Source organism: Gymnodinialimonas sp. 57CJ19, assembly GCF_038396845.1.
In the GTDB taxonomy this organism is placed as follows: Bacteria; Pseudomonadota; Alphaproteobacteria; order Rhodobacterales; family Rhodobacteraceae; genus Gymnodinialimonas.
On the sequence record NZ_CP151587.1, the window covers coordinates 2,332,365 to 2,353,245 of the forward strand.

Below are 20,881 nucleotides of genomic sequence, written 5' to 3' on the forward strand. Positions count from 1 at the left end.
CGGGCGTTTTCTGTTCAGGCGGTGAAAAGCGGCCCCAGAAGGCGGGCGGCCTCTTGCGCAGGATCGGCCAGAGGCGTGCGGTCCTCGCCGGGATAGAAGCGTGCCCGGATCGCCGTGGGCATCGGTTTGGGTGTCACCAGATGAACCGCCAATGGTGCTTTTGCCGTCTCGGCCTGCCAGCTTTGCACCAGCGCCCGTTGTGCGGCTTTCGACATGGCGTAAGCACCGGCGAATTTCGCGTCCCATGTGTCGTCGAAGAAAACGGCGGCGGGCGCATCAGAGGGCAGGATCAGCGGCTCGACGTTTGCGATAAGGCGCGACAGGCCGCGGATGTTGGTGGCGATCACCTTGTCCAGATCTTTGACCTCCACGTGAGGCGCCGGGGTCAGCACACTGGCGTGAAAGGCAGCGTGAACCCAGATATCGGCCTTGCCCCAGCGATCGTGGATGGAGCGGCAGAGGTTCGCAATCGCGCCCTCATCGGTGATATCCATCGGCGCAAGGGTGGCTTGCCCGCCAACGGCCTTGATCCGATCATCCAAGTCTTCCAGCCCGCCAATGGTGCGGGCAACGGCAACAACATGGGCACCTTGTTCGGCCAACCATAGGGCCGAAGCGGCCCCAAGGCCCCGAGAGGCCCCCGTGACCAGAGCGATTTTGCCAGCGAGCGGTTTTTGAGCGTCATTTCCTGTCATGGCGCGCGTGTTGCCCGCTTGCACGCCCAAGCGCAAGGGGTATACCCTTGCGGCAAGGGGTCATAGCGCCCTCACTCTTACGGGACACATTAAAGGGAGCCTGATCTGATGGGCCACAACGCAACACTTCTTTCCGCGACGCTGGGACAAGAGGGCCTTCTGCGCAAGGCGCTGCTGGTCGTCGGGGGCACGCTTGTCATCGCATTGGCCGCGCAAACGTCGGTGCCAATGATCCCCGTCCCAATGACGCTGCAAACGCTGGCGATCCTGGCCGTGGGCTTCACCTTCGGCTCGCGCCTCGGCGCGGCAACGCTGCTGGCCTATCTGGCCGAAGGCGCGATGGGTCTTCCGGTATTCGCCAACGGCATGAACGGCTTGGCCTTCGCTGGCCCGACCGCTGGTTTCCTGATCGGCTTCGTCGCGATGGCATGGGCCGCAGGATGGGCGGCTGAACGTGGCCTCGCCAAAGGCTTCTTCGGCACGGCGGCGACCGCAGTGGTTATCTCTGCCCTGCTGTACGTGCCCGGTCTGGCTTGGCCGATGGCCGTCGCAGGCACCTTCGGCATGGAAGCCGGATGGGCGGGCCAAGGCATGGGCTTCTACTGGACCCATTTCGTATCGCCCTTCCTGATCGGCGACGCGGTAAAAGCGGTTCTGGCGGCTTTGGTTGTCACCGGCGGTTGGGCGGCATTGTCTGCGCGTAAAGCGGGCTAAGCCCTCTGCCAGCTTAAAGATTTGGCGCCGCTCTCCTTCCGGGAGGGCGGCGTTTTTATTTGCCAGATGGGCGAGGGCCGGCTTGTCGTCTAACCCTGCAACCGCGCCACGGCGGATTTGCACAGGCCAAGGTCCAGCCAGCGACAGCCGGCACAAATCACGTCCAGATCATCGGGCTTGATGCGGGCGCGGACACGGTCCTGCGCCTCGCCCCACGTCAGACGCTCACCCGCAGACACCCCCAGAGCCGCGCCGTGGGCGGTGTCGAGGGTGTCGATCTCGAACTGCGCCTCGCACCCTTGCCCGCGTTTGCGGGGGCAGGGGGCGCAGATGGCATCGGCGGTGGCCGTGATCTCGACCATCGTGGCATCGCCCAATGCGGCGCGGAGGCGGCCCACAACGATGGCTTCCATATTCGCGGTGAAGGTGTCGGAATAGCCGTGGCCTTCAAACCCCAGCGAACACAGGATGTGGTGGGGCCGCAGGCGGAGCGGCGGCACGCTCATGCCTTGAGGCAGCTTACCACGTCGCCGTGGCCAAAGCTTTCATAGACCTCGAGAATTTCCGTGGCGCTCAACCCCTCTTGCTGTGCGGCATGGAAGGGGTGGCGCTCATTGGTGATCCAATAAAGCGGTTTGCGCCCCTCGGAGTAAGGGACCAAGACGCCCTCGGTCAGAAGCGGTCCGGTCAGGCGGGGCAATTGCGTGTAAAGCCACGAATGCAGTTCGCCCAGTTTATCGGCATCGCCGCGGGCCTGCGCGGCGCGAAAGCGGGCGTGGTTGCCCGCTTTGAGACTGCACCAAATCCCCAGAAAGACCGAGCCTTCCGTGCCCTTTACCGGCACCGGAAGATAGGCCCGCAACAGGTTGTCGCCGTCGCGGCGGGCGTAGTTGTGGGTGAAGATCTCGACCCCGCCGGCATCGAAACTGTCATCGTCAGCGGGCTCGGGCGGGTTTTTCCAGCTGAAAGGCGCCTCGGGGCGCAAGCGCTTGGCCGCGCCAACCACCTTGCCGCAGCACACGCAGGTGTAGTCAGGGTCCACCAGCCGCCGGGCCAATTCGGCCTCGGGGATCACTTTGGGGGCTTTGGTCCGGCGGAACAGGCGGATCATTCTGCCGCCTCCACCAGTTCAAAACCTTTCGCGATCTGATCGGTGGGGACCACGGGATATTCGCCCGAGAAACAAGCGTCGCAGTAAGCGGGTTTGGCGGGATCGCGGCCCTCGGCCTCACCCACGGCGCGGTACAACCCGTCGAGGGAGATGAACTTCAGGCTATCGACCGCCAGATGTTGGCGCATTTCTTCTTCCGACATGGTCGCGGCCAACAGCTTTTCGCGTTGGGGCGTGTCGACGCCGTAAAAGCACGGCCATGCGGTGGGCGGAGAGGCGATGCGGAAATGCACTTCGGCGGCACCGGCATCAAGGATCATCTCCTTGATCTTGCGAGAGGTCGTGCCGCGCACCACGCTGTCATCGACCAAGATCACCCGTTTGCCGCGAATCAACGCGCGGTTCACGTTCAACTTCAGGCGCACACCCATGTTGCGAATCTGCTCGGACGGCTCAATGAACGTGCGGCCCATGTATTGGTTGCGGATGATGCCCATGGCGTAGGGAATGCCCGCTTCCTGGCTATAACCGATGGCCGCTGGCGTGCCGCTGTCGGGTACGGGGCAGACAAGATCGGCCTCCACGGGGGCCTCTTTCGCCAGTTCCACACCGATCTGACGGCGCGTCTCATAGACAGAACGCCCGCCGATGATGCTATCGGGGCGAGAGAAATAGACGTGTTCAAAAATGCAGAACCGCGAGCGTTTCTGATTGAACGGCTTGGACGATTCGATGCCCGCCTCGGTGATGACCACCATTTCGCCGGGCTCAACCTCGCGGATCAGCTCTGCGCCGATGATGTCCAGCGCGCAGGTCTCGGACGACAGCACAAAGCCGTCACCCAATTTGCCGATCACCAGCGGGCGCACGCCCAAGGCGTCGCGGCAACCGATCAACTTGGTGCGGGTCGTCGCCACAACCGAGAACGCCCCTTCAACGCGGCGCAGGGCGTCTTTCATCCGCTCGGGGATGTTCTTCTGCAACGACCGCGCCATCAGATGAATGATACATTCGCTGTCCGAGGAAGACTGGAAGATCGAGCCACGTTCGATCAGTTCCTTGCGCAGTTCATCGGCGTTCACGATGTTGCCGTTGTGGGCAATAGCTGCCCCGCCCATGGCGAATTCGCCAAAGAAGGGCTGCACATCGCGGATTTGCGTGGCGCCCTTGGACCCGGCGGTGGAATAGCGCACGTGGCCAATGCCGATGGACCCGGGCAAAGTCTCCATCACCTTTTGCGAGGTAAACGTATCGCGGACGTAGCCAAAACGCCGGGCCGAGCTGAAGCCCGCTTCGGGGTCGTGGGTGACGATGCCGCCGGCTTCCTGACCGCGATGCTGAAGGGCGTGGAGGCCGAGCGCCACGAAGTTGGCAGCGTCGGCGACACCAATGACGCCAAACACGCCGCATTCCTCGCGTAATTTGTCATCATCGCGGGCATCAAAGGGATGCTGGGGGAAGGCTGTCTCGTCCATCGGGCGAATCCTTGGTCCTGTGCGTGACAGACACATAGGACGCCCGGGCGGCGGTGTCACCAAACGATCATGAATGAAATCCCCCGGCATTGGACCGAACTGCGCGATTGCGGTAGGATGCCGCATAATAACAGACAAAAGCACGCGGAGCAGTCACATGCGTTTCTTCATCTTTCTTGCGGGGGCCGCCATGGCCGCCAGCTACGTCGTTACATGGGTAGAGCCGCCATTTGCGGGGCAGGAAATCTCTCCCTCGGTTCTGATTGGCGATCGTTTGCAAGGGCTTATCACCGAGGGGCCGTGGCAGGCCTGGGTGTTTCTGGGAGGCTTTGCCTTGGCGGGCCTTGCCGCACTCCTGTCGCTGTTGGGACGCGGGGCGGGACTATTCGCCTTTCTGGCAGGCGCTTCCCCGCTGGTTCTGTGCGTCCACTATTACCTGCGCGCAGAAGATGTGCGGGCAGACTTCGGGCTGCCGTTCTCGGTCAATTTTCAGGATTTGGGGCAGGTCTATGACCTTTTGGGAGACTTCATCCGGGCCGGGTTCTGGATGTACACGGGCGGTGCCGCCGTCTTGTTGCTGGCCGGAATGATCGCCACCTTCGGGCGGCGCTAGGGAGGCCAAGCGGCGGGGATCCAACCCCGCCGTTTCGCAGCCCGCTGTTTATTCGGAGACAGCGGGGGCGGCTTCTTCGTCGGTGCCGTCGATCAATGTCTCGTAGCGTTCCAGAATCCAGCCGGGTACATCGGTGGGGATCTGCGCCTCGATCTGCGCTTGCATATTGGCAAACACCGCCGAGGATCGGCTTTCCGAGATGGCGGGAATAGGCTCATCGCCGACGATGCGATCGTAGGCGATCAGGGCCACAACAACCAACAACACGCCGCGCGCCACGCCGAACAGGAACCCAAGGCCCGCATCCAACCCGCCAAGGGCCGAGCGTTGCACAACGGTCGAAAACAGCGGCGTGAAGATCGACACGATCACCAGGGCTATGACAAACACGATGGCAAAGGCGGCTAGAATTCCCAACTCGCGGCTTTCGCCGATGAAATCGCCCAAGACGGGAATTTCCGAGATCAGGGGCAAGGCGTTGGGGGCAAAAATGAAGGCAACCACCGCGGCTGCAACCCATCCCGCGATCGACATCACCTCGCGGATGAAACCGCGGGCGTAAGCCAGAATGGCCGAAATGACGATCACGCCACCGACGACCCCGTCAAAAATAGTAAATCCGTCCATGTCTGCCCTCTTAACTCACTTCCCCGCGAATGGGGGTCTTTTGCGTGCGTCGCGCCTGTCAGCCTGCCCCAAAGATGTCACCCACGAAAGTGGGGAGATCCGTAAAGGATTTGACGTTCACACCTGCATTATCAGCAATCCGACAGCCTGTCGGTGCAATTGCTGTCGAAAAACCAAGTTTCACCGCTTCTTTCAACCGATTTTCCGCCTGAGACACCGGACGGAGCGCCCCTGATAGGGAAAGTTCCCCAAAAACCACGGTTTCGCGGGGCAGAGCGCTGTCTTCACGGGCCGACAGAAGGGCGGCCGCAACGGCAAGATCGGCGGCGGGTTCAGATATGCGCATCCCGCCTGCGATGTTCAGATAGACGTCGAGCCCCTGGAACGAGATGCCCGCGCGCGCCTCCAGCACCGCAAGGATCATCGACAGGCGCGACCCGTCCCACCCCACAACGGCGCGGCGCGGCTGCGACAGGTTGGAGGGCGCCACAAGGGCCTGGAACTCGACCAGAACCGGGCGTGTGCCCTCAATGCCTGCGAAAACCACCGATCCGGGGGCGGGTTGTTCGCGGTCGCTCAGGAACAGGGCCGAGGGGTTGGAGACTTCGGCCAAGCCCCGGCCCGTCATCTCGAACACGCCAATCTCATCGGCGGGGCCAAAGCGGTTCTTGACGGAGCGCAGGATGCGGAATTGATGGCCGCGCTCGCCTTCAAAATACAGGACCGTGTCCACCATGTGTTCCACCACGCGCGGGCCGGCGATCTGCCCCTCTTTGGTGACATGGCCCACCAACATCACCGACGTGCCGCGCCGCTTGGCGAAGGTCGTCAGCTCATGGGACGACGCGCGCACCTGGCTGACCGAGCCGGGGGCGCTGTCGACGGTGTCGAGCCACATGGTCTGGATCGAGTCGATGATCGCCAGGTCCGGGGCTTCGGCCTCCAGCGTGGTCAGAATATCGCGCAGGTTGGTTTCGGACGCCAACATCACGGCGCTTTCCGACAGGCCAAGGCGTTCGGCCCGCATACGGACCTGTGCCGTCGCTTCTTCGCCCGAGACATAGACAACCTTCAGCCCTTGGCGCGCAAAGGCGGCGGCGGCTTGCAGTAGAAGGGTGGATTTGCCGATACCCGGATCACCGCCCACCAGCGTGGCGGAAGCGGGTACAAGGCCCCCGCCCAAGACACGATCCAACTCAGCCACGCCGGCCGATTGCCGTGGTGGCGGGGTCTCCTTGGTGCGCAGATCTTTCAGGATCATCCGCTTGCCCTTGACCGAGCCTAGGGCCGCCTTGCCCGGCCCGGTGCCAAGGGGCGTTTCTTCGCGGATGGTGTTCCATTCGCCGCAATCATCACAGCGGCCAGACCATTTCTTATGGGTCGTGCCGCAGTTGGAGCAGGTGAATTGTGTGACCGGTTTTGCCATGCACAGCCTTTAGACGAGGACGCCGAAGAGGGGAATAGCCCGCGTTCAGCCCCCGGCCTTCGCCGCGCGGGCCGTTAACATCGAAATTGCCAGCGACGCGAGGACACAGGCAGTGAACAGCCACAACCCCCAAGCGGTTTCGACCCGACCCACGGAAAGCCCCTTGGCCAGTGTCACATATACCGCAATCAGGAACACGTCGGCCATGGCCAGTTTTCCTGCGATTTCCAACGCGGGGAGCAGGCGGGTGGGGGCGCGGGACAGGTGGATCAGCGTAAGGCAGATGGTTTTCGCCATGGGCGCGATCAGCGCCAGAAGGGCGACAAGTGCGGTCAGGGCGTATTCCCCGTCGCTCCAAAGCGCAGAAAGGCCCGAGAGGATTGAGATCTCCGACAGGCCAAACAGCGGTAGAAGCCCGGCCCGCATCAGCGGCGCCATCCAGGAGACCGGGAAAGCGATCAGCAAAAGGAGATTGGCGGCGATCAGGGCTTTGGGCATGGGGGGCGGCTTTCTTGGCGAAGGGTGCGGCGGCGCTTCTAGTACATCGCGCCCAAAGCGGCAAAGCCACCGTAAGTAACGGCCAGGCTGACAAGGCCGATGACGGCCGCCGTACGGAGGTGCGGCAGCTTCGGCCAGAACACAAACGCCGCGAAGGTCAGAGCGGAGAGCGCCGCAATCCACCACGCCGGGCCGTCACTTCCGTTGCTCAGCAAAGGGGGCAGGCCTGCGCCTGCGCCCACAAGGTTCATCTCTGCGTCGATGCGCATGGGGCCGTCGGCATAATTGCTGAAATCGACGGTTCCGAATATCCAAAGCCCTGCGAGCGAAAGCGGAACGATCGCAACGGGGTGCCGGGACAGGCCCGCAAAAAGAGCGGCCAGGAACAAGGTGCCCACGCTGGCGAGTTGCCCCAGGAAATAAGCGGAAAGTGCAACAATGACGAGCATTCACCAAGCCACCGCGATTGGGATGAACAGCGCTGCGACAAACCCTGCGGCGGCGACGAGTATGGGGATGTCCAAGCCACGGGGCCGCAGGCCGGTTTTGAATGCCGAGCGCGTCCAGCCCACCGCCATCCATGCCACGGCGAAGATCCAGACGAAGGACCAGACCCCCGTCGTGCGCCAAGGCGTGGGAATAAGAGCAGGCACGAAGGCTTCGACCCCAGCAAGAAAGATCACCAGGAGGGTCGAGATTAGCAGCAGCGAGTGAAGGGGGCGCAGCGCCGGGTAACGGCGCAGTTTTATCACCGCAGATATGACGATCAGTACCGGGATCAGCCGTAGCAACGCTGCACCGATAAGGATCAACGCGAAAGCGGGGTCCGAGAAAGACATGCCAAAATCGGCGGCGGTGGGAAGAGAATCGTCAAGCATGGTTCGGGTCTATGGGCCTTGGTTGCAGGGAACGACGCGGGGAGGCGTCAGCGCAGGGTCTCGATCGGGCCGTTGGGGTGCCCGCCGATGAATTGGCGCAGATAAGGGTCATCGGCGCTGTCCATGTCACCCACCGGCCCGCGCCAGCGGATCTGACCATCGTGAAGCATGGCCACGCTGGTGGCGATGGCCCGAACGGAGGTCATGTCATGGGTAATGGTGATGGTGGTGGCGCCCATCTCGGTCACGATTTCATGAATCAGGTCGTTGATCACGCCGGACATGATCGGGTCGAGGCCGGTTGTCGGCTCATCAAAAAAGATGATCTCGGGGTTGGCGGCGATGGCCCGCGCAAGGCCCGCACGTTTCTGCATCCCGCCTGAGAGTTCCGAGGGGAAGAGGTCTGCGGTTTCGGGGGTGAGGCCCACGCGGCGCAGTTTTTCGATCGCGATGTCACGGGCCTCGCGCCGGGAGGTGGGGCCTTGCAAGAGACGGAAGGCCACGTTCTGCCAGATCGGCATGGAATCGAATAGAGCGGCCCCTTGAAACAGCATCCCGAAACGATCGAGGAAAGCGGGGTTCGAGGCTGTGGGTTTGCCGTCGATCTGGATCGTTCCAGCATCGGGCGTGAGGAGGCCGAGAATGCATTTGAGCAGCACGGATTTCCCGGTGCCCGAGCCACCGATCACCACAAGGCTTTCGCCTGTGGCCACATCCAGCGTGATGTCTTGAAGAATGTGTTTGGGGCCGAAGGATTTGCTGAGGCCGGTGAGGCAGATTTTTGGCGTCATGGGTGGGGCCTGTGGTGCGCAGATGGGGGCCAGCCCCCATACCCCCGGAGGTGTATGGCCAAGATGAAGGAGCCACGGTGGCGCGTGGTGCATTGGGGGTGTGTCATGCGGAGAAGAAGGCCTCGGTCAGCAGGTAGTTGGCCGCGAGGATCAGGATGGAGGCGAAGACGACGGCGGAAGTGGTGGCTCGTCCCACGCCACGCGCGCCACGGCCTGAGTTCATGCCGTGGTAGCAGCCCATAAGTGCGACGATGAAGCCGAAGGCCGCGCCTTTCAGGAGGCCAGAGGTGACATCCCATGTCTGCAGGAAGTCGGAGGTGTTGGAGAGGTAGGCGGCCTCGTTGAAGCCGAGGCGCGTGGTGGAGACGAGGTAGCCGCCGAAGATGCCGATGCTGTCGCCCCCTGCCACGAGCAGCGGCAGAGTGAGGGTGGCGGCGATCAGGCGCGGGGCGGTGAGGTATTTCATCGGATCGGTGGAGAGGGTGCGCAGGGCGTCGATCTGTTCCGTGACCTTCATCGTGGCGATTTCTGCTGCAATGGCAGAGGCCACGCGGCCTGCGACCATGAGGCCGCCAAGGACGGGCCCAAGCTCTCGCGCGATGCCGATGGCGACGATCTGGGGGACCACGGCTTCGGCATTGAAGCGGGCACCGCCGGCGTAGATTTGCAGGGCGAGGGCGCCGCCGGTGAACAGCGCCGTGAGGCCGACAACAGGGAGGCTGAGCCAGCCGATGGTAAGGAACTGCTGGACGGTTTCACGGAGATAATAGCGAGGGGTGGCGAGGTGGCGCAGGGCCGAAACGGCGAAGAGCGCGACTTGGCCGATACTGGAGAGAAGGGTGAGGAGGGTGCGGCCCACGGCGCCAAGGGGGGCGGTGGCGAGGCTCATGGGAGGACCACGCGTTTGTAGCGGGGGCCAAGCGAGGTGAGGATTTCATAGCCGATGGTGCCGGCGGCGTCGGCCAGTTGGTCGACGGTCTGGCGGGGGCCCAGGATGTCGAGCGCTTCGGGCGGCTGGGCACAATCGGTCACGTCGACGGTGAGCAGATCCATGGAAACGCGGCCGATGAGGGGGCAGGGGGTGTCGTTGTGAAACAGGGTCGCCCGCGCGGACATGGCGCGGATCAGGCCGTCGGCGTAACCCGCCGACACCGTTGCGATCTGGCGGGGCGATTTGGCGGTGTAGGCGGCGGCATAGCCGACCGTTTCAGACGGTTGAACGGTTCGAATTTGAATGACGGGCAGGGAGAGGCGGACGACGGGCTGGGCCTGCGCGAAAGGCAGGCCACCGTAGAGGCCCACGCCGGGGCGAATCAGGTCGAAATGGTAGTCGGCCCCGAGGAGCGTGCCGCCGGTTGCGGCTAAGGATTTCGGCGTCTTGATGCCGTCGGTCATTGCGCGAAACTGCGACAGTTGCGCGGCGTTTTGGGGGTGGTCTGGTTCATCGGCGCAGGCCAGGTGCGACATGATCAGAGTGGCGTCTTGGGCGTGGTCGCGGTTTGCGGCCCAATCCTCAGGCTGGAACCCAAGGCGATTCATGCCGGAGTTCACCTGGATGCCATAGGGGTGATCGGGCAGGGCAAGGTGGCGCTTTAGCTGCTCGGGCGCGTTCAGCATGGGCGTCAGGTTAGCTTCGCGGATCAGAGCGGTGTCGCCCGCCATATGACCGGAGAAGATGTTGATTTCGGGCGCGTTTCCAAGGGTTTGGCGCAGATCCGCGCCTTCTTCGGCGGTGGCCACGAAGAAACGGTTTACGCCTGATTTGGCGAGAGCTGTGCTGACTGGTGCGGCGCCCAGGCCATAGCCATCGGCTTTGACTACGGCAGCGGCCTCGCCCGAGGTAAGGCGCGACAGGGCGCGGTAATTGGCGACCAAAGCGCCGAGATCAATCGTAAGGGTTCCAACAGCCATGTAGGGGTGGTGCGATCAAACGCGGGGCGCGTCAAGGCTCTTGCAAGAGCCTTGGCAATTCCTTGCAAGGAATTGGGGCAAGGTCTTGGAAGACCTTGGGGAAAACTCTTGCAAGAGTTTTCAAGCGCGTCAGTAGGTGTCGGGAGGGCCGTGGCGGTCTTGGGCGAGGTTGCCGAAGCGGGTGAAGCGACCCTCGAAGGCCAGTTCGACCGAGCCGACGGGGCCGTGGCGTTGTTTGCCGATGATGACTTCGGCTTTGCCGTGCAGATGCTCCATATCCTGTTGCCACTTGGTCATGGCTTCCAGATTATCCTCACCGGGTTTTTCGCGCTCTTTGTAGTATTCGCCGCGATACACGAACATGACCACATCCGCATCCTGTTCAATCGAGCCGGATTCACGCAGGTCCGAGAGTTGCGGGCGTTTATCTTCGCGGCTTTCAACCTGGCGCGACAGCTGGGACAGGGCGATGACCGGGATGTCCAATTCCTTCGCGATCGCTTTCAGGCCCTGAGTAATCTCGGAGACTTCGTTCACCCGGTTGTCGGATTTGCCGGAGCCTTTCAGGAGCTGAAGATAGTCGATGATCAGGAGGTCGAGCCCCTTGGGGGACCGTTTCAGGCGCCGCGCGCGTGCCGCGACCTGGGCGATGGGCAGCGCGGGGGTGTCATCAATGAACAAAGGGCAGCGTTCCAGATCGCCTGCGGCCTTCAGGTAGCGCTGGAATTCCTGCTCGTTCAGGTCGCCTTTGCGGATCAATTCCGAGGGTACCTCTGCAGCCTCCGACAAGATCCGTTGCGCCAACTGGGCCGAGGACATTTCCAAAGAGAAGAACCCGACCACGCCGCCATCCACGGTGCCTTGGCTGCCATCTTCCTTGACCCCTTCGCGGAACGCCTTCGCGACGTTGAACGCCACGTTGGTCGCCAGCGAGGTCTTCCCCATGGAAGGACGTCCGGCAAGGATCAGAAGGTCGGAGCGGTGCAAGCCCCCAAGCATACGGTCGAGGTCTGTCAGCCCTGTTGAAACGCCCGCAAGGCCGCCCTGGCGGTTGTAAGCCTCGTTCGCCATATGCACCGCGTCGTGGAGAGCGTGCAGGAAGGACTGGAAGCCCTTGTTGGTGGAGCCGGTGGAGGCCAGAGCGAACAGCTCGCTTTCGGCCTCGACGATCTGGTCGTCCGGGGCCACGTCATCGCGCATGGCGCGGGCGCGGTCGGTGACACGGTTGCCCAATTCGATCAACTCGCGGCGCACGGCCAGGTCGTGGATCAGTTGCGCGTAGTCGCGCGCGGCAGAGGTGGCGATGGCGGAAAGTTGCAGCTTCACCAGATATTCAGCGCCGCCCAATTCCTTGAGGCCGGGGATATCTGAGGCAAAGGTTTTCAGCGTCGTCGCGTCGGTTTGCAGGCCTTTGGCGATACGGGCGGCGGCCATGGTATAGACCTCGGCATGGACGGGATCGTGGAAGTGATCGGGTTTGACCAGATCATCGACCCGGTCGAGCACGTCGTTCGACGTCAGGATCGCGCCCAGAAGCTGTTGTTCGGCTTCGATATTATGGGGGAGGACAGCGGCGGTTTCCACCGCGTCGGACTCAGGGGAAACGCCGGCGGGAAGGGACGGATTCAATGTTGCGATTTCGTTCATGTGGTCCCCTGGCTGCTGGTTGGCGCAAAGATCCGCGGCTGGCAGGCCGGGCGCGATTCCCGCGCCGTGATCCTTGTGCGGTCGGTATAACTTAATGGCCTGCGGGGCCGTCAACTTTGGTAAGTCTGTGAGTAACTCACCCCGAGCATTGCTTGCCACCGTGTCGCTATATCATGTGGGAATTGGCGCTGGCGCGTCAAGATGTGCTGGGGTGGCGCGGCGGACGTGGCCCAAAGGCCACGCCAAATATTAATAAAGGAGAACGGAACGCTAGGTCAGGCCGCGGGCGCTGCGCCAGCTTTCAGGGTCCTCGAGGAATCGCTCGACCTCGGACAGGGTGGCGTCGTCAAAGTCACCGCCGCGCCGCGCTTCGGCAATCACATCGGCCCAGGTGGTCAGCGAATGCAACGTCAGCCCGTGAGCGGCGAGATTGGCCTCGGTGTCGGGGAGGTTGCCGTAGGAAAAGACCACTGCGGTATGGGCGCAAGTGGCCCCGGCGGCGCGAATTGCATCGACGAACTTCAGTTTCGAGCCGCCGTCGGTGGTGAGGTCTTCTACCAGAAGAACACGGGCGCCCTCAGACATTTCACCTTCAATCTGGGCGGCGCGGCCGTAGCCTTTGGGCTTCTTGCGCACGTAGGACATCGGCAGGGCCATACGCTCGGCCACGAAGGCGGCGAAGGGGATGCCCGCGGTTTCGCCCCCGGCGATGTTGTCAAAGGCTTCGAGTCCGGCGTCACGCATGACTTTGCAGGTCAGGAAATCCATCGCCGTGGCGCGGATACGGGGGTGGGAGATCAGTTTGCGGCAGTCGATGTAGGTTGGGGCCTGTTTGCCGGAGGCATGGGTGAAGAGGTCTTTGGTGTTGAAATGCACGGCGCGGATATCGAGCAGCATACGCGCGGTCATGGCGGCCATGGTGGCGTCGGAAGGATAGGAGGTGGGGATCATGGGAACCTCTAGCAGCAGGGGGTGGGGCGAGGGCGGGAGTGAGTTGTATTTGCCAAGATGAAGGAGGCAGCGACGCTTAGGTCACGTGCCAATGGAGTGGCGTGGCCGGATCGAAGAGGGTGAGGGGGCCATCATCAGTGTCGAACTTGGCGGGGTAGGCGCAGGGGGTTGCGCGTTTTTCGAGGGTGAGTGTCGTCTCGTTCGGGGGCAGGCCGTAGCGGGCGGGGCCGTTGAGGGAGGCGAAGGCTTCGAGATTGTCGAGGGCGCCTTCTTCTTCGAAGACATGGGCGAGGCAGGACATGGTGTTGGTGGCAGAAAAGACGCCGGCGCAGCCACAGGCGGTTTCTTTCGCGCCATCGAGATGAGGGGCGGAATCGGTGCCGAGGAAAAAGCGCGGGTTGCCGGACGTGGCCGCGGCCCGGAGCGCGTGTTGATGGGAGGCACGTTTGACGATGGGCAAGCAGTAGTAGTGGGGGCGGATGCCGCCTACGAGCATATGGTTACGATTGATCATCAGGTGGTGGGTCGTGATCGTGCCGGCGATGTCACCATCGGCTTCTGAGACATAGTCGATGCCTTGGGCGGTGGTAATATGTTCAAGGGTGATCTTGAGGCCGGGGATGTCGGCGCGCAGGGGGATGAGGATTTGGTTCAGGAACGCCTCTTCGCGGTCGAAGATATCGACCTCGGATGTTGTAACCTCGCCATGGATACACAGGGGAAGGCCGATTTTGGCCATGCGCTCCAGCACCGGGTAGACGTTTTTGAGGGTGCTGACGCCGGATTGCGAATTGGTGGTGGCGCCCGCGGGGTAGAGTTTGACCGCGTGGATCAGACCATCGGCGAAGGCGGCCTCGACATCATCGGGGTCGGTTTGCTCTGTCAGGTAGAGGGTCATCAGGGGTGTGAAATCCGCGCCCGGTGGCAGGGCCGAGAGGATCCGATCGCGGTAGGCGAGGGCATCGCTGGCTGTGACCACGGGGGGCACGAGGTTCGGCATGATGATTGCACGCGCAAAATCACGGGCGGTTTCGGGAAGGACGGCGCGCATCATCGCGCCGTCGCGCAGATGAAGGTGCCAGTCGTCGGGGCGGCGGATTGTGAGTGTCTGTGTCATCGCCACACCCGCTACACGAAGGGGCAAGCGGGTGCAAAGGGGCAAGGCGGCGCATGGGAAGCCGCGCGACGATGCATGCGGAGGGCGGGGGGCGAACAACCATGGACGGAATCGCTGGGATGTTCCACGGTGGACGTCGTACGACAGGCACGGGGTGACATGAGCGTCATGAGATCGGGATGTTTGGGCACGGTACTGGCATTTGTGATGGGGCCGTTAAGCGGCCCTGTGGTGGCGCAGGATTGGGATTGCGACGCCATGGATAGCTTGCCGCAGCAAGGCATTATTCATTGTCTGGGAGAGCAGCACGCCTTCTGGGACAGCTTGCTCAACAACGCATACCAACAAGTTATCGCAGAGCGCGATGGCGAGGAGGAGGAGCGCCTGCGCGTGGCCCAAAGGGCGTGGATCATCTACCGCGATGCCACCTGTGAGATGGAGGCCGACGCCATGGGCGCAGGCTCGGGCGAGGCGATGGTGCGGCTGGGGTGTCTGGCCCGACTGACCGAGCGCCGTGCCCGCGATCTGGAGACATACTTGAGACGATAAAGACCTGAGATTGCAGGGAAACCAACCAAAGGAGACTAGGCAATGTGTGATATTTGCGTAATGAACTCGGTCAAGGAGCGGATGCTGTCGCGGCGCTCATTCTTCAAGGGGGGTGCCGCGGTGGCTGCGGGGGCCGCGGCCGCCACGATGGGGCAGACGACGCCTGCGATGGCGGACGGACACAGCGCATTTGTCGACATGACCCACACGCTGCACGAGGATTTCCCCACTTACTTCGGAGACAGCCAGTTTTCGCGCGAGCAATTGTTCAACTTTGCCGACAATGGGTTCAACCTGTTCAATCTGACCGTCAACGAACATACGGGCACGCATATTGATGCGCCGCTGCACTTCAGTGCCGATGGGGCGTCGGTGGATGAAATCCCGGTGGGCGATCTCGTGGCGCCGTTGTGTGTGATTGATATCGCTGCAAGGGCCGAAGGGGATGCGGACACGAGCGTGACGCCCGACGATATTGCCGCCTGGGTTGCCGCCAATGGAGAGATTCCCGATGGGGCGTGTGTGGCGATGAACTCGGGCTGGGCCGGGAAGATGGGCAGCGATGCCTTCCGAGGGTTCGACGGCACGGCGCAGCATTATCCGGGCTTCCACGTGGAGGCGGTGCAGATGTTGCTGGAGACGGGGGCAAGGTCGATTGCGGTAGATACGCTGTCACTGGACCACGGAATATCAGCAGATTTCGCCACCCACTACGCCTGGCTCCCCGAGGGGCGGTTCGGGATTGAGTGCCTTGCGGGGCTGGACCAAGTGCCGGCAGCGGGGGCCACGATCATCATTGGTGCACCCAAACATGCGGGCGGCACCGGCGGGCCTGCGCGCATCTTCGCGATGGTTTGAGGGGGTCCTGAGATGGCAACAGTCGCGCTTTTGAGCGACGAGGAGGTCAGCGCCGAGGCGCTGGCCGTCTTCAACGATATCCGAGCCGTTCGCGGCACAGATTTCATCAACAATTTCTGGCGGGCGCTGGCCCGTGATCCGGCGCTTTTGAAGGCGACCTGGGAGCGCTTGAAGGACGTCATGGCGCCGGGGGCTTTGGACCCGCTGGTGAAAGAGATGCTTTATGTGGCGGTGAGCACGGCCAATGGGTGTTCGTATTGTGTGCATTCTCATACGGCCAGCGCGAAAGCCAAGGGGATGTCGGACGAGATGTATGCAGAGATGTTGGCGGTCATTGGCATGGCGATGCAGACCAACGGCCTGGTCACCGGGTTACAGGTGCCGGTGGACGCTGAATTTCAGGCGTAGGTGTGTGGAGAGAGGGAGGGAGTGAGGGGCCAGCCCCTCACGCTCCCCGGGATATTTCAAGAACGAGGAATCAGGGGCGCTTAGGGGCGGCTGTTGCGCGCCACCGTGGCGGCGCGAGCGGAGTAGGCGGCGTTGGTGCTGAGGCGGGCGAGGTAGCCGGGGTCGCGCCGCAGGGACGGGCGCAGGATTTCGCGCGCTTTTTGCGGCGTGAGCGTGCCCGATTGCAGGTGTCGGGACAGCGGCACGATGACCTCGCCTTTGGTGAAGGTCCGATCCAGGGCGGCCCCGCTATGGGGAAGGGCTATGCGGGTTGTGTTTGGCGCCGTGAAGAGCGCGGCTTGGGCGGCCTCAAGGGTATGGATTGGATCGAACAGGATCATGGTTGATGCAGCGTGGCGCAGAGCCTCGGGGCCCAGGGGGAGAGGGGTGTCGGGATCTGTACGGCGGTCGGCTGTGAAGCGTGTTTCAAATGGTGCATGTCGGGCTGAGATCGCGGCGGCCGGGCGGCTGAGAAGCACCTTTGCGCCAGGTACGAAGCGGGCGGCACGGGCGGCGGCGTGGCCGCAATCGGGACCGCTGGCGAGGATAAGCACTTCTTTGTAGCTGGAGAAAAAGCCCTCTTGCGCCAGGTTTTGCAGCATTTCCTCGACAAAGGCGTCGCGGAACCATGTGCGGCCGACAGACAGGATCGACAGCAGCGAATACTCCAGCGCGCGCAAGCAGTCGAATCCCAGGGGAAGCCCGCTATCACCCTGATGCCACGTCCGATCTGCTCGGTCAAAGCTGAGCACGAGCGTATCGCCTTCGTCTACGAACAGCGCCATGTGGCGGGCCGAGATTCGGGTGAAGAAACCATGGGCCTCGCCGATGCTGGCCATGTGATTCAACCAGGTTTGGCGGGGCGAGAGAGGGGCTTGAGTGTCGGGCATTGGGGTACAAACTCTGACAACGGATTAAGGGGTCTTGCGTGGGCCTTTTGCCACGAAGATCGGTATCGGGAAAGACTGTGGCGGCGATGCGATGGGAGGCGGGCATTTCGGTGCGTTTTGGTTAACTTTCGGTTAACCGGCCATGGGGGGCGTTAACGCTTGCGGGTACGCGGGACGGGGCAGGCATGGCTTGACCCGAGGCCGCCACAGGGCATTGTGGGGCAAAAGCAGAGAGGGCAGCCAAAGTGTTTCAGTCAATCGAGGATGTGCAGGGCGCTTTGGCGGCGGAAGGCTACGTTTGCGGGCGGGCGCTGGCGACGGTGGTGTTTCTGGCGTTGACGCTCAAGCGGCCCCTTTTCCTTGAGGGGGAGGCCGGCACCGGCAAGACCGAGATCGCCAAGGCGATTTCAGCGGCCATGGGGCGGCGCCTGATCCGGCTGCAATGCTATGAGGGATTGGACGCGGCCAGCGCGGTCTATGAGTGGAACTTCGCGGCGCAGATGATTGCCATTCGCGCGGCGGAAGCGGGCGGGAGCGCGGACAAATCCGCGTTGACGCAGGAATTGTTCGGCCCTGATTTCCTGATCGAGCGGCCGCTGTTGCAGGCCATGCGCGGCGATGCCGGGGGCGCGCCGGTTCTGTTGATCGACGAGATTGACCGCACCGACGCCCCGTTTGAGGCGTTCTTGCTGGAGGCACTGTCGGATTTCCAGGTCACGATCCCGGAACTTGGCGTGGTCAAAGCGCCGGAGCCGCCGATTGTGATCCTGACCTCGAACCGCACGCGTGAGGTGCATGACGCGCTGAAACGGCGCTGTCTGTATCATTGGGTGGATTACCCTGATCTGGACCGAGAGATGGAGATCTTGCGCGCCCGCGTGCCCGAGGCAGACGCGACCCTGAGCCGAGAGATCGTGGCCTTTGTGCAGCGCCTGAGAACCGAGGATCTCTTCAAGCGCCCCGGCGTGGCGGAGACGTTGGACTGGGCGAAATGTTTGCTGGCGCTCGATGTGATTGAGCTGAGCCCCGAGGTGATTGCCGATACATTGGGGGCGATCTTGAAGTACCAAGACGATATCGCGAAGGTGCAGGGCTCGGAAGCGCAGCGCATCCTTGACGATTTGCGCGGCGATGCCTTGAGCTAGGCCCAAAAAGCCCGGCACGGCGGCGCGCGACACAGTGAAGCGCAGCGCGTTAACCTAGTTTCCTTTGACAGAGTGCCGATACCCGCCGCTAAGATAAGACATCTTACTGGGAGATGTTTGATGAGATTTTGTTTTTCGTTTTTCACCGCCGTATTGGCGATCGGTATCGTGTCCTCTGCACCTGTGCAGGCGCAGGGATTGCGCAATCCATGCCCCTCGGCCTGGGCGGGGGATGGGGATTGTGATGAGCCCAACGGTTTGGGGCTCTGCGCGTGGGGCACCGACCCGTTGGATTGTTCCAACCCGGGTGCGAACTACGGCAATGGGCCGGGCTATTCGGCTGGGGCCTATACCGGGGGCGCGACGCCGACCCCGACCCCGATTCCTGTGCCCACGCCCCCGCCTGTGCCGGTGGCTTGTCCCTACACCAACGATGGCGATTGTGATGAGCCCAACGGCTTGAACCTTTGCGCCTGGGGCACCGACGCGAACGATTGTTCCAACCCCAACGCCAACTATGGGTCCGGGGCGGGGTATTTCGCGGGCATATATGCCAACGGCACGCCATCGCCTGCACCGGCCCCCACGCCCACACCGGCGCCGCAGCCCGGTGGCACCATGACAGCGGTCAGCGCCGGGGCCTTCGTGCATGGGGGAGGCGGCGGATATTCCGGGTGCCCGAACTACACCATTGGGCGCACGGCCTTTGGTCAGGCTACGATGTACGCAGGCCAGGGACGCTACCAGGTGCCCTATATCACGGCGGGCGGGCGCTATCCGTTGACCAACTGCTTTCCCGGAACAGGCTGGCGCGGGTTCACCATTACGCGGCCTGATTTCCGTTTCTTCTACCAGGGCCAATCGCCCACCGGTCGGCTGACGTTCCAGCTCGACTCTGGCGCGGTGGATACGGTGCTGTTGGTGAACACGCCGGACGGCCAGTGGTTCTTCAACGATGATTCCAACGGCACGTTCAACTCGATGCTGACGTTCTCGCCTGTTTTGCAGGGGCAATACGATATCTGGGCGGGGGCGTATAACAACTCCTCCAACAACCCGGCGCGCCTTTGGATTTACGAATAATCTTGGCGGGGCCTTTAATTAAAGCCCATGCGCCTCTGGCCTTATGGACGGGCCGGGGGCATTTTTCTGTTTGCCCGCTGCGGGAGGTGCGCGGCGCGGCTGGACTATGGCTAAGTCGGTGCTCTTCGGCGTAACCTATGGCTCCCGAGGGCAGGAACGAGGCGCGAGATCAGATGGAATATGCGCCGCTAGAGCTTCCTGATACACCACAACTGACCCGCAATATCACGCACTTCGCCCGCGCATTACGGGTGGCGGGGTTGCCTGCGGGGCCGGGGCGGGTCGCCGATGCGATTGCGGCTGTGGCGGCGGTTGGTTTCAGTGAGAAGGCGGAATTTTACTATACGTTGCGGGCCTGTTTCACCGCGCGGCCCGAGCATCGGGTGATCTTCGATCAGGTGTTTCGCCTGTATTGGCGCGATCCGCGCTATCTGGATCATATGATGTCGATGCTGTTGCCCGCCGTGCGCGGCGCGGCGGAAGAGCGTATGGCGAAACCTGCCGAGAAACGCGCCGCGGAGGCGTTGTTACAAGGGGTAGAGCGTGACACGCCGGACCTTGAGGGCGGCGAAGAGGCCTCGGAAATCGAGGTGGACGCGACCCTGACGATGTCGCGGGAAGAGAGGCTGAAGACCCTCGATTTCGAGCAGATGTCCGTGGCCGAGATGGCGCAGGCGAAACGGATTATTGCGCAGATGACCCTTGCGGTGCCGCCGCTTTCGTCGCGGCGCACCTTGGCCTCGTCCAGGGGCGCACAGCCCGATTGGCGGCGCACAATGCGCGGCGCGATGCGCCACGGCGGCGACGTGGTGGACTTTGCGCGAAAAGATCGGCGGCAACGCTGGCCTTCGCTTGTGGCGCTATGTGACATCTCGGGGTCAATGGCCTCCTATAGCCGGGCGGTGCTGCATTTCCTGCATGCGGTGGCCAATCAGAAGGGGGCGGGGTGGGCGGATGTCCATGCCTTCACCTTTGGCACAAGGTTGACGAACATCACCCGTCACATGGGCGCACGGGATGTGGATGCGGCCTTGGCGGCAGCGGGCGCGGAGGCGCAGGATTGGGAAGGCGGCACACGGATCGGCGCCTGTCTGGAGGATTTCAACCGCGATTGGTCGCGCCGGGTCTTGGGGCAGGGGGCGGTTGTGTTGTTGATTACCGACGGATTGGACCGGGACGAGCCGGAGCGCCTGGAGGCGGCGATGGAGCGGTTGTCGCTGTCGTCGCGCCGGGTGATTTGGGTGAATCCGCTGCTAAGGTGGGACGGGTTCGCGCCGAAAGCGGCAGGGATCAGGGCCATGTTGCCCCATGTGAGCAGTTTTCGCGCGGGGCATAATATTGCGGCGTTGCAGGGGCTGGCGGAGGCGGTGGCGCGGCCCGATGATGCTGGAGAGAAAGCACGTCTGATGGCGGCGCTCTAGCAAAAATCTCAGCCAGAAAGCGCCGAGGAAAATT

At 62.8% G+C, this 20,881-nt stretch carries 24 protein-coding genes; 8 read left to right on the plus strand and 16 right to left on the minus strand.

The window, feature by feature from the left end; genetic code table 11:
- Positions 1–14 precede the first annotated feature (14 nt).
- On the minus strand, positions 15–695 hold the full coding sequence (locus AADW23_RS11395; RefSeq protein ID WP_341861062.1) for an SDR family oxidoreductase: 681 nt from the start codon (positions 693–695) through the stop codon (positions 15–17).
- A gap of 108 nt (positions 696–803) precedes the next feature.
- Here AADW23_RS11395 and AADW23_RS11400 point away from each other — a divergent pair, with 108 nt between their 5' ends.
- Positions 804–1,409, plus strand: a complete 606-nt coding sequence (locus AADW23_RS11400; RefSeq protein WP_341861063.1) for a biotin transporter BioY — start codon at positions 804–806, stop codon at positions 1,407–1,409.
- An 89-nt stretch (positions 1,410–1,498) separates the two neighbouring features.
- Here AADW23_RS11400 and AADW23_RS11405 read toward each other — a convergent pair whose 3' ends face one another.
- From AADW23_RS11405 to purF, 3 genes are read right to left on the minus strand one after another with little or no spacing between them, the layout of a single operon-like run.
- Positions 1,499–1,915: a DUF1284 domain-containing protein gene (locus tag AADW23_RS11405; protein WP_341861064.1), complete on the minus strand. Its 417-nt coding sequence runs from the start codon at positions 1,913–1,915 to the stop codon at positions 1,499–1,501.
- Positions 1,912–2,520, minus strand: a complete 609-nt coding sequence (locus AADW23_RS11410; RefSeq protein ID WP_341861065.1) for a DUF2199 domain-containing protein — start codon at positions 2,518–2,520, stop codon at positions 1,912–1,914. The genes AADW23_RS11405 and AADW23_RS11410 overlap by 4 nt, the downstream gene beginning before the upstream one ends.
- Complete coding sequence (gene purF / locus AADW23_RS11415) at positions 2,517–3,995, minus strand: amidophosphoribosyltransferase (protein ID WP_341861066.1); 1,479 nt, start codon at positions 3,993–3,995, stop codon at positions 2,517–2,519. The genes AADW23_RS11410 and purF overlap by 4 nt, the downstream gene beginning before the upstream one ends.
- A gap of 157 nt (positions 3,996–4,152) precedes the next feature.
- Here purF and AADW23_RS11420 point away from each other — a divergent pair, with 157 nt between their 5' ends.
- Positions 4,153–4,608, plus strand: a complete 456-nt coding sequence (locus tag AADW23_RS11420) for a hypothetical protein (protein WP_341861067.1) — start codon at positions 4,153–4,155, stop codon at positions 4,606–4,608.
- Positions 4,609–4,656: 48 nt separating this feature from the next.
- Here the strand turns inward: AADW23_RS11420 and AADW23_RS11425 are convergent, their stop codons facing one another.
- From AADW23_RS11425 to pyrC, 11 genes are all read right to left on the minus strand, one after another.
- On the minus strand, positions 4,657–5,235 hold the full coding sequence (locus AADW23_RS11425) for a CvpA family protein (RefSeq protein ID WP_341861068.1): 579 nt from the start codon (positions 5,233–5,235) through the stop codon (positions 4,657–4,659).
- Between the two features lie 58 nt (positions 5,236–5,293).
- Complete coding sequence (gene radA / locus AADW23_RS11430; RefSeq protein ID WP_341861069.1) at positions 5,294–6,661, minus strand: DNA repair protein RadA; 1,368 nt, start codon at positions 6,659–6,661, stop codon at positions 5,294–5,296.
- A gap of 45 nt (positions 6,662–6,706) precedes the next feature.
- The gene (locus AADW23_RS11435; RefSeq protein ID WP_341861070.1) at positions 6,707–7,159 is read right to left on the minus strand and encodes a paraquat-inducible protein A; all 453 of its coding nucleotides are present in this window, start codon (positions 7,157–7,159) and stop codon (positions 6,707–6,709) included.
- Positions 7,160–7,197: 38 nt separating this feature from the next.
- Positions 7,198–7,608, minus strand: coding sequence for a hypothetical protein (locus AADW23_RS11440; RefSeq protein ID WP_341861071.1), 411 nt, complete (start codon positions 7,606–7,608; stop codon positions 7,198–7,200).
- Entirely contained in the window at positions 7,609–8,037 is a 429-nt protein-coding gene (locus AADW23_RS11445; protein ID WP_341861072.1) for a hypothetical protein, read from the minus strand.
- A gap of 47 nt (positions 8,038–8,084) precedes the next feature.
- Positions 8,085–8,828 (minus strand): ATP-binding cassette domain-containing protein, encoded by a 744-nt coding sequence (locus AADW23_RS11450; protein ID WP_341861073.1) that lies wholly within the window; start codon positions 8,826–8,828, stop codon positions 8,085–8,087.
- 103 nt (positions 8,829–8,931) lie between these two features.
- The gene (locus tag AADW23_RS11455) at positions 8,932–9,717 is read right to left on the minus strand and encodes an ABC transporter permease (RefSeq protein WP_341861074.1); all 786 of its coding nucleotides are present in this window, start codon (positions 9,715–9,717) and stop codon (positions 8,932–8,934) included.
- On the minus strand, positions 9,714–10,739 hold the full coding sequence (gene alr / locus AADW23_RS11460; protein ID WP_341861075.1) for an alanine racemase: 1,026 nt from the start codon (positions 10,737–10,739) through the stop codon (positions 9,714–9,716). Before alr ends, AADW23_RS11455 begins: the two co-directional genes overlap by 4 nt.
- A gap of 129 nt (positions 10,740–10,868) precedes the next feature.
- Positions 10,869–12,386: a replicative DNA helicase gene (locus AADW23_RS11465; protein WP_341861076.1), complete on the minus strand. Its 1,518-nt coding sequence runs from the start codon at positions 12,384–12,386 to the stop codon at positions 10,869–10,871.
- 270 nt (positions 12,387–12,656) lie between these two features.
- On the minus strand, positions 12,657–13,337 hold the full coding sequence (locus tag AADW23_RS11470; RefSeq protein ID WP_341861077.1) for an orotate phosphoribosyltransferase: 681 nt from the start codon (positions 13,335–13,337) through the stop codon (positions 12,657–12,659).
- A gap of 76 nt (positions 13,338–13,413) precedes the next feature.
- The gene (gene pyrC / locus AADW23_RS11475) at positions 13,414–14,454 is read right to left on the minus strand and encodes a dihydroorotase (protein ID WP_341861078.1); all 1,041 of its coding nucleotides are present in this window, start codon (positions 14,452–14,454) and stop codon (positions 13,414–13,416) included.
- Positions 14,455–14,613: 159 nt separating this feature from the next.
- Between pyrC and AADW23_RS11480 the strand changes: the two genes are divergently transcribed.
- From AADW23_RS11480 to AADW23_RS11490, 3 genes are read left to right on the plus strand one after another with little or no spacing between them, the layout of a single operon-like run.
- Positions 14,614–15,003, plus strand: a complete 390-nt coding sequence (locus AADW23_RS11480; RefSeq protein ID WP_341861079.1) for a lysozyme inhibitor LprI family protein — start codon at positions 14,614–14,616, stop codon at positions 15,001–15,003.
- 42 nt (positions 15,004–15,045) lie between these two features.
- Positions 15,046–15,861, plus strand: coding sequence for a cyclase family protein (locus AADW23_RS11485; RefSeq protein ID WP_341861080.1), 816 nt, complete (start codon positions 15,046–15,048; stop codon positions 15,859–15,861).
- A gap of 12 nt (positions 15,862–15,873) precedes the next feature.
- Positions 15,874–16,269, plus strand: a complete 396-nt coding sequence (locus AADW23_RS11490; RefSeq protein WP_341861081.1) for a carboxymuconolactone decarboxylase family protein — start codon at positions 15,874–15,876, stop codon at positions 16,267–16,269.
- A gap of 80 nt (positions 16,270–16,349) precedes the next feature.
- Here the strand turns inward: AADW23_RS11490 and AADW23_RS11495 are convergent, their stop codons facing one another.
- Positions 16,350–17,147, minus strand: coding sequence for a hypothetical protein (locus AADW23_RS11495; RefSeq protein ID WP_341861082.1), 798 nt, complete (start codon positions 17,145–17,147; stop codon positions 16,350–16,352).
- A gap of 296 nt (positions 17,148–17,443) precedes the next feature.
- Between AADW23_RS11495 and AADW23_RS11500 the strand changes: the two genes are divergently transcribed.
- The 3 genes from AADW23_RS11500 to AADW23_RS11510 all read left to right on the plus strand — a co-directional run bounded on the left by AADW23_RS11500 (position 17,444) and on the right by AADW23_RS11510 (position 20,847).
- Entirely contained in the window at positions 17,444–18,343 is a 900-nt protein-coding gene (locus tag AADW23_RS11500) for a MoxR family ATPase (RefSeq protein WP_341861083.1), read from the plus strand.
- 120 nt (positions 18,344–18,463) lie between these two features.
- The gene (locus AADW23_RS11505; protein ID WP_341861084.1) at positions 18,464–19,426 is read left to right on the plus strand and encodes a hypothetical protein; all 963 of its coding nucleotides are present in this window, start codon (positions 18,464–18,466) and stop codon (positions 19,424–19,426) included.
- Positions 19,427–19,563: 137 nt separating this feature from the next.
- Positions 19,564–20,847 (plus strand): VWA domain-containing protein, encoded by a 1,284-nt coding sequence (locus tag AADW23_RS11510; protein ID WP_341861085.1) that lies wholly within the window; start codon positions 19,564–19,566, stop codon positions 20,845–20,847.
- The last annotated feature ends 34 nt before the right edge of the window (positions 20,848–20,881 follow it).